The organism is Bifidobacterium sp. MSK.17.10 (genome assembly GCF_019129655.1).
Lineage (GTDB): Bacteria > Actinomycetota > Actinomycetes > Actinomycetales > Bifidobacteriaceae > Bifidobacterium > Bifidobacterium adolescentis.
The window spans coordinates 1-13,592 of the sequence record NZ_JAHOJD010000016.1; the positions used below are offsets into that span (position 1 = coordinate 1).

Sequence of the window (13,592 nt, forward strand, 5' to 3'; positions counted from 1 at the left end):
TCACGGACGCGCCCTTCGGATCGGTCGTGGCGGTCAACTGCTTCGTGGCCACGCCCTCGGACAGGTCCACGCTGTAATCCGACTGATCAATCTTCACGGACTTGGTTTCGACCGGAGGCTCTTCGCCGCCGATGTTGGCCATCTTCACGCTGAACATGTCGTCATCGGACTTCTCGAAGGAGTTATTCACCTGAGAACCGGTGTCCGGCAGGTCAGCATTGTCGTTCATTGCCAGATCGTACGGCAGGGAATCCATGGCGGACAGACCGAAGGTGGCTGCCAGTTCGATGCCGATGCCGCTCGAGGCAATGCGGTCAGCGGTGGTGCCGATCTCTTCCAGCGGGATGGCGATCTCGTAGTGATCATCCATCTGAGCGGAATTGTGGCCCTTCTCGTTGAAGTTGACCCACTTGGCCTTGTTCTGGTTCTCGGCCTTCATATCGCCGATGAAACGACCGTTGTTTTCACCCCAGCCACCGTCGATGCCGATGACATCCTTGCTTAGAATGCCATTGCCATAGCCGAACTTGATGTTCGACTTCTTGGTGTTGGTGGCGGCGTTAGCAGCCGGACCATACGCAGCCTTGGAGTTCAGACCAGTCTCGTCGCCCTTGTAGATCCACGGACCGTTGGAGCCGTTGGTGGAGATGGTCACCACATTGTTGAGCTTCTGCTCGCCGCCCCAAGTGATGTTGGATGCCCACAGGGAACCGCCGGTCTGCAGACCGCCGTTGTTGCCGATGCGGGTGCTGTCATCTTTGGTGTCGATGGCGATGTGGAACGGCAGGTTCTGGGTCTGCCACAGGTGGCCTTGGCTCAGGGGGTAGTCGTCGCCAGTGTCGACGACATCCTGCACGTTAGTCATTTCCCACATGAGGTACAGGTTGTCGTCATCGTAGGCGCCATACAACGCATACAGATCGATCGGAACCTCATACATGGAATTCGGGCGGTACACGCGCGGGTCGTCGTTGGCGGCGCCCTGCGCGATCAGCATGGAGCTGTCCCAGTCAGCGATGCTCGCATCCTTCCCGGCGTTGAAGTTGATGGTCTTCTTGACGCCCATGCCCACCTTGTTGGTACTGTACTGCGCGGCAAGGTTCTGCTTCGGGACCTCCACCTTCTTCACGGTCACGGAAGCGCTCAGCGCCTGACCCTTCTTAACCTTCTTGCCATCCTTGGCGGCGGTGCCGGTCACCTTGACGGTAGCGGTCTCGCCGATGGAAAGAGTTTTACCAACGGAAATGACCTTTCCGTCAGTGAAGGAGCCGCTCTCGCCCTCGGTGGTGGTGTACTTCAGATTGTCGGCATCCTGCGCGCGCAACGTGACCTTGACATTGTCGGAGGAGAATTCCTTGGAAGCCGCTTCCACGGACACGTTCGGATCGGATTCGCCCTTCACGTAGAAGACGCTGACCGCGCCGCCCTTGGCGGTACCGGAAACGATCTTATGGTTGGAGACCACAAGCTGGCCGCCATTGACCTCATCCGGGTAGGTGCCATCGTCAAGTGTGGTTTCCATGCCGGAAAGGCTCTTGTCGCCACCCATGTTGGCAATGACCACACCATCGTTCTGAATGCCATCAGACGTGGAGCGCTCAATCATCAGGCAGGACTTGTCGCCGCAGTTCTGCAGGTTCTCGCCCTTGCCATCCATGGCGTTACGGAAGTGGTTGACTGCCGCGACGGACTTGTTCTTCCACATGTCGTCACCGGCGTCACCCAGCTGGGACTGCTCGGCGAACTGCGGGTTGGTGCCGCCAGAGCCCTTCGGACGGTTGAAGTACAGCGGAGCGCCGGCCCTACGGGAACCAACGACCGCCCAGCCCATCATGATCTGATAGTCGGTGAGGCCGGTGGATTCCTTGTCGCCGTTGGCGTAGTTATCGTGGGACTCAACCCAGGTGACCAGCTGGTCTTCGCTTGCGCCGCCGGTATCGATGTTCTTCACCATCTTGACGTCAAGGTTGTTCGAGCCGACAGCGGCGCGAATGGTCTTGCCGTAGTTGGAAGCGGTGTTGCCGCCGCCATCGGAGGAATTGTCGCGGAACATGTTGGCGTATGCCTTGTAGTCAAGGCCGGAATCGCCCTGCAGCACCTCGCCGTACTGGAACTGGGAGCCGTTCTTCAGAATGGTGTTCCAGTAGTTCGACTGCTTATTGTCGAAGACTTCGGTCGGCAGCTCGACGTGCTTTGCCGCATCGTAGCGGAAGCCGTCAACGCCGTCCGCCACAGCGGTCTTCAGGAACTTCTGCATACGATCGGCAACAGCCTGGTTCTGCGTATTCAGATCCCACAGGCCAAGCAGGTGGCACTGCGTCACCTTGTAACGGTTGGAATAATCGTTGATTTCACCGTTGGGGCCGTCGCAGCCGGTACGCTTGTGGAAGTACTCCTTGTTCTGCCAATCGGGGTCGATGGCGTTCCAATCGGAGGTGAAGTGGTTGGCGACCACATCCACGATCACACGCACACCATACTTATGGGCGGTGGCGGTCATTTCCTTCAGGTCAGCCTCGGTGCCGACCACGAAGTTGCCGATGGAGGTGTTCGCCGGCTGGTACACGTAGTACCAGTTCTCGGTGAACTTCTTGCCGTTGGCGGCGACTTCCTTGATCTTGCTCATAGGCTCGGTCTGCACGGAAGTGTAGCCCGCCGCGGCGATCTCAGGCATGTGCTGCGTGATGGTCTTGAACGACCACATCCATGCGTGCAGGATGGCGCCGTTCTTCATGTGCTTGGTCAGACCGTACTGGTTACGGGCCGCTTCGAAAGAAGAATTTCCGATGGTGTCCTGGTAGCTGTCACGATCGGCGGCAAGTGCGGTGGATGCCACACCCATACCGCCGAACAGCGTGGCGACCGCCACTGTTCCCGCTGCGACCTTCTTCCAGGTCTTGACGGCGCGTGCTTTACGGGCCGCGCGTCTGCGCTCCGCACGAGTCATCAGCTCAGGCTGATTCTCATGAGGAGGCTCTTTTCTGGTGAGTGCGTTCGCCATACCCGCGAACGTATGAGTGCTAAGTCGCACCTTACCCTCCCTGCTTCCTTGCATCTAACTTTGACAACGTTTGCCACTAGCAGACGTTGCGTCAAAAATACCACATTTTTCCTTTGAAAAATGAGTGATTTTTATTGAAAAATGGCGGTTAAAACGCAATTGTTTTCTGCTCTGTTGCAAACGCTGTCAGCAACAGATACACTCATACCAGCACCCCGTAGCACCCACTATCGTTGCAAATTCACATATGCAAACGTTTCAGAAAATTTTCCAACCAATACCACCTTGCGACGCAAAGCACCCTCGCCCCATCCCACGCCACCGACAGCCCACCCCCAACAATCCTGAAATTAATCTTTCAAGAGATGCTCAAAAAGGGCTTCTTTACCTCTTATGGCATGCAACATGCCAATCAAATCAAAATATCAATAATAAAAAATGGGTGAATATCACAAACACGCTCGGACTCAAAAAAATAGAGTAGGGCCAAGCTATGGTGAATCAATCCATGGACCTAAAAGAATTATCAGGCAACGATTTGGGAGCGGATGGGGGCGGGGGTTACCGTACGGTGCTTGCGCATGCTTTTCAGGATTTTACGGATCGCACCGTTCGTCTGTTCGGCGGCGACGTAGAACATGCTGAATTCGCGGCCATGCGGGTCGGCGATGTCCTTCGGCTGGGGAATCATCGGACGAATCATCGAGGACTTCTTGATTACCGACTGAAGACGTTCCTGGATGGTCAGTCCGGCAATCATATTGTTGCGAGCGCAGTAATCGCACATATTCGCGAAATCGTCAAGCAGGAACGTGTATCGTACGGCGGCTGGCGCCAACGTGACGATTTCCTTGCGCTGCTGCTTTTCGAAGCAGAGGATCAGGTCGGCTTCGTCGGCCATCTGTCGGGTCAGTCGTCGGGAACGGAAGCCGCTCGACTCAATGCCGACGCTTTGCATAAGGCGGCCGCTCGACGGATCGATCGGATGCATCGGCAAACCACGCGTGCCGGCGCTTGACACCTGCACGGTGGTGCCGTTCAGATAGTGGGTCATCAGAAGCTCGCCCATAGGGGAACGGCAAATGTTGCCCGTGCAGACGAACATGATGTGCATGCCTAAACCCCTTAACCGTTCTTCCAACGTTTCGTGTTGCGGTTTTGCGAAATCCACCATGGCTTCCGCAACCCGCCAAACGGAAATTTTAGCGCGAGGCGTTCCCCGCATGCGGCAAATCGTCCAATACGCGCAGAATCATTGCAGAAATTCGGCGCGGGCGGTGGCGGTCAGCGAATAGCGGATCGGGCGGGAGCCGTGGAACTCGAGCAGGTTCCTGTTCACCAGTTCCGCGAGCGCGGTGTTGGTCTTCCGCTCCCCCACGCCAAGCCATTCGCGCATTAGGCGGCGCGATATGGGTTTCGGAGCATCGTCGAAAAGCTCCTCCTGCAGCAGGAAGTACAGCATGTTCCGCTGCAGTTCCGTAATGCCCTGCGTTCGCGCATAATGTTCAAGCCTCTTCCGCGCGGTGTCAAGCAGGGTTTTCTTCTCGCCGAGCACAGAGATGATGTTCTTCTGGGCGGTGGCGATAAAACGGATCATCCGATATGAGAACAGCGAGACGTCAGAACAGTTCAGCGGATGCTGCGCATCATCAAACGCCTTGTAATACCGGCCTTTTGCGTCGGCGATAACCGGACTCAGGCTGATCGCCGTCGGTATGGACAGGTGCTTGCTCAGCTGCAGAGCAAGCAGGAACCGGCCCGTCCTGCCATTGCCGTCATAGAACGGGTGAATGCATTCGAAGGCGTAATGGCACATCACAGCCCGCAGCAGCGGAGGAATCGCCTCATCCGAAAGCAACGCCAGCCATTTGGTCAATTGCACTTGGATTTCCGATTCCGGCCATGCGCCTTGATGAATCTCCCGGTCAAAGCCGTCACACACAGAGACTTGCTTGGCTCTGAATACCATTCCGTCAGGCTTGTCTTCCTCCCGTAGTTCCCCAGCCATCACCTGATCGTAAATATTACGTATGTCATGCAACGTTTTCGGTAGTTCCAACGTTGCGGAATTTTCGCCGGAGAGTCCGAGAAAGAGTTTGGCAAGCTCACTCAACCGCTTGTGCGGCCCGTCCGCGACCGCCGCATCCAACGCGTCTGAGATTTCCTTGCGCGTGGTGTGCACGGCTTCTATGGAGTTCGTGCTCTGCATTTCCGCGCCGATGAGTTCCATCAGATACGCCCTGCGGGCAATCGGCGGCAATGCGGCCCACAGCGATTCGACCTGCACTTCCATGCCACGGACCGAATCCATGACGTTCAACAGTTCCCTGAACGCCACGGCGAACATCTCATGACCTTCGAATTCAATACCTGACCGGTATGTTGAATAGCCGTTGAGTCTTTTTTGGTATTCCTCCTCAGCCGCATCCTTCGGCTTGGCCGTGGATGATGACATTGCCAATGTCTGCCGTATGCTTTTGTACTCCATAACCATCATCCTTATAACCGTCATTTGTGCAGAATATGCAGGTTCGGGGTGAATATAGACTATTCCTATACCTACATAATGTCAAAAATGTCGATATAGCAGCAGGCGTGTTTGCGGCTATTGGTACGTTGAGGGGCATATGTGGGGATACGTGCGGATATGTTTGCTATGCGCAGATATGTTCAAGCGCAGATTAGGTGCGGGTCAGGCGACTTCGAGCGTGGCGAGGAGAGCGCGGTGGTCGGAGCCGGCGATGTACTTGGTTTCCAGATCGCCCACGTTCACGCCCTTGTCGTGCACGATATGGTCGATTTCGGCGATCGGCATCATGGCCGGATACGTCATGTGCAGGCCTTCGCCCGCCTGCTGGCCGGAATCCAGGAAGCGGCTGCCGAGCAGGTATCGGAAGCTGGCGTGGTCCCATGTGGAGTTGAAATCGCCCATCAGCACGTACAGATTGTCGTAATGCTGCAGTTGGGCGAGCGAGTCGAGACTACGGTTCCACAGACCTTGGTTGCGGGGGCGCGGCGAGAACGGGTGGACGGAGCCGAAGCGCACCTTGCTGCCGCCGAAATCGATCGTCGCGGCGGAAACGCTGCTTGATTCCACGGGAATGAGGTTCTGTTTGGCGTTTTCCATCGGCGCGGCGCTGTACAGCACGTTCACACCGCCGTTGTCATGCCACGTTTGCTGCGCGGCCACGGAATACGGCAGATAATTGGCGATTCCGGCGCCGTTGAGCCGGTTGAGCAAGTCCCATGACACTTCCTGCAGCGCGAGCACTTCCACATGCTCGTTTTTGACGATTTCGACGATCCGATTGGCGTCGGCATGCCCTTCCTTGGTGTTGAAGGTCATGATGCGGGCGTACCGGTCGGACGTGTTGGGCAAGCCGTCGGACGAGACCTGCGTGACTGCGGTGCTGGCCGCGTCGGAAATCGTTTGCTGCGGCCTGATATAACCCCAATGCCAGCCGATTTGCACAACCACGCACACCACGCTGACGGTGGCGAGTAGGACGCGTCCGCCTATTGCACGGACGGCTATCGCGGTGATCGCAATAATCAAAGACAGCATGCCCAGCCACGGCATCAGCGCGACGATAAGCGGCACGTACCGTTTGCCGTCAAGATTGTTGGGCAGCATGCGCAGCAGCATGGCCAGCAGGATGACGGCGGTGGCCAGCCAGAGCACCGCGGTCAGAAGGTGTGTTGCTGCGGTACGGCGGGTCATGCCATGTTGAGCACGGTCGAGGGGGCGGCTGGCGCATGCTTTGTCGAGCTGCGCGCCCAGATCCTCGATTTCGCTTTCGCTTGTGCGTTCGCGTTCGGCATCGTTATTGCCGCCGTTCTCACGCTCGCTTTCGCAGGTTTGCCGCATGGTTGCCTTTCATTACGTTCCCGTTCACCATACGTAACACGGCACGGGTGCGCCACCTCCTTCCCGCGAGGTTCACAGTGCTTTTACGTGCACCCGTACCGCATGCCACTATGCGGACATTTCTCTCTCTCATTTCCTGCTGCGGGGAATGGCGGCACTTGAGCAAACCACGCTCATGACATGCCTACGGAACGGCGAAAATGCGGTAAGAGCGGACAGGTCAGGCTAGGCGGCGTGGGGGTGGACGCGATTGAGGGCGCGCTGGACGGTGTCGCGGGTGGAGCCGGCGCCGTTGCCGCGGACGCCGAAGAAGACCATGACCACCATGATGAAGCAGATGGTGGCGCTCACGCGCAGCGCCCACTGGATGCCGAACACGTTCGCCACGGCATACATGTTCTTCGCGCCGCCGATCGCAGCCCAGCGCAGGGCGGTAAACGTTTCCATCAGAATCACCAGCACGGGAGCGCCGATGGCACCGGCGATCTGGCGAACCGTGTTCGTAACGGCCGAGCCGGCGCTCACCTCCTCGGGCTCCAGGCAGTTCAGCGACCACGTGGTAATCGGCATGAGCACGAATCCCATGCCGATTTGGCGCACGAACTGCCAAATCGACACCCACCAAATCCATGAGGTCATGGAAATCAGGCTCATCATGATGGTGCCGAACAGCAGGGTGATCGAGCCGATCAGCGCCACCGGACGCGCGCCGAAACGGTCGAGCGCCTTGCCTCCGAAGAACTGCGCGATGCACTGGCCGAACGCGCCGGGCAACATCACCAGGCCGCTGATCGTGGCGGAATAGCCTCGGCAATCCTGAATGTAGAGCGGCATGATCACCATGATCGAACTGAACGCGAAGAACGACAGCGCGGCGGTGACGGTGCCGACGGTGAAGCTCTTGTTTTTCAGCACGCTCAGGTTGAGCAGCGGAGGTTGCTTGGACGGGTCGGCCGACTGCCGGCGAGCGCCGTGGATCTGCCGCAGCACGAACCAGACGATGCCGACCACACCGATAAGCATGGCGAGCCACACCATCGGATGCGTGAACGGATACGATTCGATGTTCGTGAAGCCGAACATGAGTCCGCCGAAGCCGAAAATCGACAGGCCGACGGAGAAGAAGTCGGCTTTGGCGGACGCGTCGCGCGTGCCGAAATTACGCAAGCCGAAAATCGCCAAAAACAGTGAAATCACGCCGATAACCGTCAGCGTGAGGAAAATCGATCGCCAGCCGTTCAAATCGGTTTGCACACCACCCAACGTGGGGCCGATCGCGGGCGCGACGCTCATGGCCATGCCGACGGTGCCCATCGCCATGCCACGGCGGGACAGAGGATAAATGGAGAATACCGTGATTTGCAGGACCGGCCACATCACGCCGGTGCCGACGGCTTCCAGCAGACGGCCGATCAAAACCAGCACGAACGATGAGCCGAGCCAGGCGAACACCGAACCGAGCGTGAACACCGCCATCGACGCGATCACGATCTGACGGGTGGAGAATCGGCGGGTCAGGTAGGCGGTGAGCGGCACCATAACGCCCATGACGAGCTGGAAAATCGACGTCAGCCATTGGCCGGTCGTGACGGAAATGCCGAAATCGGACACGATGGTGGGCAGTGCGGCGCTCAACTGCAGCTGCGTGAAGTTGCCGACGAACGTGATAAAGGTGAGAATGGCGATCGATACGAACGCGACATGCGTCAAATGGTCGTTTTTATACGATTCCTCGCCGGTAAGCGGCTGGGACAGGCCGTGGGTGCGGCCCTGTTTCGCGTTTATTTTCTTTTCCGGCTTCACTTCCGACCTCTTCTCCGGTTTCGACGGCAACCGACCGCCCTCCATCACTCATCCGCGCATACTCGCAGCGTATTGCGCAACTCCTGCAAAAACAGACTCAAAAAGTCTAGTACTGCGGGTGGTCGAACGCGAGATGAAACTATTCGAACACGTTCAATTCCAATTCAACCGAGAAAAATTGGCAAAACTTCGTATTTGTTCATCATGGGGTGGTATACATATGCGTTGGCAGTAACGGCACGATACAGGAAAGGAATACGCCGCGCAGGGGGTTAGGAAGTATGACCGTAGTCACGTTATTCAACATAGCGATGGAGCTATGGGGCGTTCTCATCTGCATCGTTTGCGCAGGTGGCGTCTACGTGGGCGCGATACGTAGGACGCGGCGTACCTATACGAAAGTTTCCATGCAGCTTCTATGCGCGCTGATGCTGCTGGCCGACGTGTCCGCCTGGTATCACAACGGCGGCCGCGACAAGCTTGACTTCTACATGACGCGCATCGGCAATCTTGGTGAATACCTGATCAATTTCATCTTCATCGCACTGTTCGCCAACTATATCTGGCAAACCGTCAGCGGCGACGACATGCTTGAAAACGTCAGCCCGCACGAGTGGAGGGCCAGAACGAGCGGCGGAGCCAAGCGTAATCGTAAGAACCAACGTTCGGCCAACGCCCAATCCAAGCCGAAAAAGCCGCGTTCGAAGAAGCTTGACGTCATCTACGCAGCGTCCGCGCTCGGCATCGTACTGACGATTGCCACGCAGTTCAACCATATGGTCTACTACATCGACAGCCAGAACTACTACCGCCGCGGACCACTGTTCGCTATCCCGCAGATACTGGGTCTGGTAGAGCTCGCGCTGATTGTGATGCTGATCATCGAAAACCGCAAAAACCTCAGCCGACCGCTGTTCGTCACGTCGCTGTCGTTCTTCGTGCTGCCGATTGTGACAACCATCGTTCAGATTCTCCATTACGGACTGGCGTTGCAGGCCATCGCGATCACGATTTCAATCCAGTTCACGTTCGTGGTCGACACCATCGAAATGAACAAGAAAATCCGTTCGCAGGATGACGCCTATCAGAAGGCCAGCTACGAGGCGCAGCACGATGGTCTGACCGATTTGTGGAGCAAGAGCGCCGGCCGCGAGCAGATTGAGAATTATTTCGCGCACATGCAGGAAGGCGACCAAGCCGTTCTGATTTTCGTTGACATCGACGATTTCAAGCAGATCAACGATACGTACGGCCATAAAGTGGGCGATTTCTGGATTCGTGAAGTGGCGCAGACGTTGAAGCGGCTGTACCGGCATGATGACATCATCGTCCGTTTCGGTGGCGATGAGTATGTGGCGCTGATAAAGAACACCGCGAACGAGCGCGTGATCGAAAGCACGCTGGACCTGTTCCGCCGCCAGTTGGCGCAGGCGTCCGCGCAATACGGGCAGGACGTGCATTGCAGTATCGGCGCATGCCGCGTGCTGTCCGGCAAGAACGTCGATCTGAACCTCTGCTTGGGATTCGCCGACCATGCGTTGTACCAGTCCAAGCGCGAGGGGAAGGGCATGTACACCGTGGTCGATTATGACAGCGGGAAAGTGCAGGCAGCGTAGGTTTCGTGGAAAAATCCGCGGGAAATCTGCGGGAAAAACCCTAGAAAATCAGCTGAGAAACTACGAAAAAAAGCACCGCAAATCCGCCGGAGATCGACGTAAAAATCACGGAAAATCAGGCTTTGCCGAGCATTGTCAGCACAATCAGCACCACGTTCAGAGCGACGATCAGCGCGGCGACCGCGATATTGACGACGTGCTTGACCGGACCGTCCACGTACTCCCCCATCAGCGTGCGGTCGTGCGTGTAACGCATCAGCGGAATAATCGCAAATGGAATGCCGACCGACAACACGACTTGGCCGACGATCAACGCTTCCGTCGGATTGCTGGCGAACCACAGCACCACCAACGCGGGCACGAGCGTCACCACTCGGCACGCCCACATCGGCGCTTTGATGCGTAGCAGGCCGTGCATGATCTCGCTGCCGGCGTAAGTGCCGACCGACGTGGAGCTCAGGCTCGACGCAAGCAGACCAATCGAGAAAATCGTGCCGATCACCGGGCCGAGCACATGCTGGATGGCCCGTTGCGCGCCTTCGATGGTGTCGGTGCCGGTCATGCCGTACAGCGAGTTCGCGGCGAGGATGAGCAGCGCGAGGTTGACCGAACCGGCCAATATCAGCGCCCAGGCCACGTCGATTTTGCTGCCGTGAAGCAGCTTCTTCACGCTCGGCTTCGCTTCGCCGGGGGCGTAATGGTCGTTGACGAGCGTGGAATGCAGGTAGATGGCGTGCGGCATGACCGTGGCGCCCAGCATAGACGTGGCCATGAGCACGGTGTCGGTGCCTTTGAAGCGTGGAATCAAGCCGGCGACGACTTCTTTCGGATTTGGCGGGGCGATGAACAGACCGGCGATGAAACCGAACGTGATCACCAGCAGCAGGCCGATGATCAGTTTTTCGAAAATGCGATGCGTGGCGCCTTTTTCGAAAATCAGCAGCACCGTCGACACCGCGCCGATGATGCAACCGCCGACGAACAGCGGCAGACCGAACAGCAGTTTCAGTGAGATCGCACCGCCGATCACTTCCGCCAGATCGGTGGCGATGGCGATTACCTCAGCCTGCATGAAGAACATGAACCGGCCCGCGTCGCCAAGCCGTTCGCCCAGGATTTCCGGCAGGCTTTTGCCGGTGACGATGCCGAGTTTCGCGGACTGGTATTGGATAAGCACGCTCATGCAGTTGGCCAGCACCAGCACCCACACCAGCAGGTAGCCGTAGCGCGCGCCCGACGTGATGTTCGCCGCCACGTTGCCCGGATCCACGTATGCGACCGCCGCCACGAACGCGGGGCCGAGGATGCCGGCGAGCGCGTGGCCGTGGTGGTACAGCCGGGCGGATCGGTCATGCTGCGCAGTGATCGTCATATTCTTCGAATCCATATCGTTCTTCATATCCACGCAACGTTATAGTGCGTTTTCCGCGCAGAATTGTTACGTCTGTTACGGAAAGCTGAACAGCTGCCGAACATGCGCCGATTGTGGGGCGGACAGGCCGCGATCACGGAAGCCGCTAAACTGGTGCAGAGAACATCGCATTTCGACTCAAGGGGTTGTTCCATGACTGTTTTCCACACTCCGATGATCACGCTTTCCGACGGCAATCTGATTCCGCAGATCGGCTTGGGCGTGCTGCGCATCGACGATGAGGGCGTTACCCCCGTGGTCGAGAGCGCGCTGGAAGCCGGTTATCGCCATATCGATGGCGCTGCGGGGTACAATAACGAGGCTGGCGTCGGACGTGCGCTGCAGAACGCGGGCTTCACGCAGGGTGAGAATCGCAAGAACCTGTGGGTGACGACGAAGCTGCGCGATTCGGAACAGGGGTACGATTCCGCACGCAAGGCGTTCGACCGTCAGCTTGACCTGCTGCAGCTCGATTATGTGGACATGTATATGCTGCATTGGCCGACCCCGTTCAATTGGCGTTCCGGCGAAACGTGGAAGGCGTTCGACGAGTTCCGCGCGGAGGGTCGCGTGCGGTCGCTCGGCGTGTGCAATTTCCTGCCGGAGCATCTTGAGCGGCTGCATAAGGAAACGGGCGAATATCCGGCCGTCAACCAGATCGAACTGCACCCGACCTGGCAGCAGCGCGAAGTGGTGGCGTATTGCAAGGCGCACAATATCGCGGTCGAGGCGTATTCGCCGATGGCGCGTGGCGCGGATCTCAATGCCGGCGATGGTGTGATCGAACGCATCGCGCGGGCGCATGGCGTCACCGAAGCGCAGGTGATCCTGCGGTGGCATATCGAAAACGGCACGATCATCATTCCCAAGTCGGTGCATGCGGACCGGCAGCGGCAGAATCTCGACCTGTTCGGTTTCGTGCTTGACCCGGACGAGCATGCGGCCATCGACGCGTTGGATGGGCCGACGCGTGCGGGACATGATCCGATGACGTTTACGTATGCGTGACTCGCGTTTCCGCAGGCAGCGTTTCAATGCCAACGGGCTAGCGGAACGTATTGCGATTCTGCTGGTCGTGGCGGTGGTCGCCGGCATTTCGATCGGTCTGCTCATGCCGAAGGTCAACCCGACCGTCGGCGAGATGACGGGCGAGTATGTGGCGACTGGCAGCGCGGCGGAAACATTGCAATCGTTGACAATCGACGACCAGCCCAGCCGGGCCGGGTACGACCGCGATTCATTCGGTTTCCGGCAGACCGATGACGATGGCAACGGTTGCGATGTGCGCGAGGACGTGTTGGCGCGCGATTTGACGGATGTGCGGTATATAGCGGGTTCTGGTTCTAGCTCTGATTCTGGTTCCGGGTCCGGCGCCGGCTGCAAGGTGAAGTCGGGTGTGCTGTCCGACCCGTACACCGGTACGACGATCCGGTTCACGCGCGGAGTGAAAACGTCGTCAGCGGTGCAGATCGACCATGTGGTGGCGTTGGAGAATGCCTGGCGGTCGGGTGCGAACCAGTGGGACCGTACGAAGCGGTACCGGTTCGGCAACGACATGTACAACCTGCTGGCGGTGGACGGGCCGGCCAATCAGGAGAAGGGCTCCGCGTCGGCCGCGTACTGGCTGCCGACGAACGGCGCATACCGTTGCGATTACGTGGCCCGTCAGATCGGCGTGAAAGCCAAGTACGGGCTGACCGTCACGACGAAGGAGAAGCGGGCGATGCTTTCCGTGCTGCACGGCTGCCCGGCGCAAAGCGTGCCGGAGCGGTGAGGCGCGTGGCAGGTGGCGGAGCGTAGGTGCGCGGTGAAGCGTAGGTGAGTGGCGGAGTCTCCCGAAATGTGTCACGATTCGAAATTTCGGCTGTTTTTTCGAATCGTGACACATTTTTC

Annotated in this window: 9 protein-coding genes; 3 read left to right on the forward strand and 6 right to left on the reverse strand. The window is 58.1% G+C overall.

The window, feature by feature from the left end; translation table 11 throughout:
* The 5 genes from KSX58_RS09965 to KSX58_RS09985 all read right to left on the reverse strand — a co-directional run.
* On the reverse strand, positions 1–3,001 hold a 3,001-nt coding region (locus KSX58_RS09965), incomplete at its 3' end, for an alpha-amylase family protein (RefSeq protein ID WP_254882512.1).
* Positions 3,002–3,527: 526 nt separating this feature from the next.
* A complete protein-coding gene (locus KSX58_RS09970; RefSeq protein WP_217752113.1) occupies positions 3,528–4,115 on the reverse strand; it encodes a low molecular weight phosphatase family protein in 588 nt (195 codons plus the stop codon).
* Between the two features lie 138 nt (positions 4,116–4,253).
* Positions 4,254–5,489: a Fic family protein gene (locus KSX58_RS09975; RefSeq protein ID WP_033499991.1), complete on the reverse strand. Its 1,236-nt coding sequence runs from the start codon at positions 5,487–5,489 to the stop codon at positions 4,254–4,256.
* A gap of 204 nt (positions 5,490–5,693) precedes the next feature.
* Positions 5,694–6,869 carry an endonuclease/exonuclease/phosphatase family protein gene (locus tag KSX58_RS09980; RefSeq protein ID WP_217752114.1) on the reverse strand — a complete coding sequence of 392 codons (1,176 nt, stop codon included), beginning with the start codon at positions 6,867–6,869 and terminating at the stop codon, positions 5,694–5,696.
* 225 nt (positions 6,870–7,094) lie between these two features.
* Positions 7,095–8,717, reverse strand: coding sequence for an MDR family MFS transporter (locus tag KSX58_RS09985; RefSeq protein ID WP_254882513.1), 1,623 nt, complete (start codon positions 8,715–8,717; stop codon positions 7,095–7,097).
* A gap of 362 nt (positions 8,718–9,079) precedes the next feature.
* On the opposite strand from KSX58_RS09985, the gene KSX58_RS09990 reads away from it, so the two are divergent.
* Positions 9,080–10,288: a GGDEF domain-containing protein gene (locus KSX58_RS09990; RefSeq protein WP_229057648.1), complete on the forward strand. Its 1,209-nt coding sequence runs from the start codon at positions 9,080–9,082 to the stop codon at positions 10,286–10,288.
* 115 nt (positions 10,289–10,403) lie between these two features.
* Here KSX58_RS09990 and KSX58_RS09995 read toward each other — a convergent pair whose 3' ends face one another.
* Complete coding sequence (locus KSX58_RS09995) at positions 10,404–11,660, reverse strand: Nramp family divalent metal transporter (protein ID WP_254882514.1); 1,257 nt, start codon at positions 11,658–11,660, stop codon at positions 10,404–10,406.
* Between the two features lie 192 nt (positions 11,661–11,852).
* Between KSX58_RS09995 and KSX58_RS10000 the strand changes: the two genes are divergently transcribed.
* Complete coding sequence (locus tag KSX58_RS10000) at positions 11,853–12,707, forward strand: aldo/keto reductase (protein WP_217752116.1); 855 nt, start codon at positions 11,853–11,855, stop codon at positions 12,705–12,707.
* Entirely contained in the window at positions 12,700–13,473 is a 774-nt protein-coding gene (locus tag KSX58_RS10005) for an HNH endonuclease family protein (RefSeq protein WP_217752117.1), read from the forward strand. The genes KSX58_RS10000 and KSX58_RS10005 overlap by 8 nt, the downstream gene beginning before the upstream one ends.
* The last annotated feature ends 119 nt before the right edge of the window (positions 13,474–13,592 follow it).

What these genes read in the sequence shown, in the direction of transcription:
- KSX58_RS09985 (WP_254882513.1), bottom strand. Translation starts at nt 8,717, where the DNA reads ATGGAGGGCGGTCGGTTGCCGTCGAAACCGGAGAAGAGGTCGGAAGTG.
- KSX58_RS09975 (WP_033499991.1), bottom strand. Translation starts at nt 5,489, where the DNA reads ATGGAGTACAAAAGCATACGGCAGACATTGGCAATGTCATCATCCACG.
- KSX58_RS10000 (WP_217752116.1), top strand. Translation starts at nt 11,853, where the DNA reads ATGACTGTTTTCCACACTCCGATGATCACGCTTTCCGACGGCAATCTG.
- KSX58_RS09990 (WP_229057648.1), top strand. Translation starts at nt 9,080, where the DNA reads ATGCAGCTTCTATGCGCGCTGATGCTGCTGGCCGACGTGTCCGCCTGG.
- KSX58_RS10005 (WP_217752117.1), top strand. Translation starts at nt 12,700, where the DNA reads ATGCGTGACTCGCGTTTCCGCAGGCAGCGTTTCAATGCCAACGGGCTA.
- KSX58_RS09995 (WP_254882514.1), bottom strand. Translation starts at nt 11,660, where the DNA reads ATGACGATCACTGCGCAGCATGACCGATCCGCCCGGCTGTACCACCAC.
- KSX58_RS09970 (WP_217752113.1), bottom strand. Translation starts at nt 4,115, where the DNA reads ATGCACATCATGTTCGTCTGCACGGGCAACATTTGCCGTTCCCCTATG.
- KSX58_RS09980 (WP_217752114.1), bottom strand. Translation starts at nt 6,869, where the DNA reads ATGCGGCAAACCTGCGAAAGCGAGCGTGAGAACGGCGGCAATAACGAT.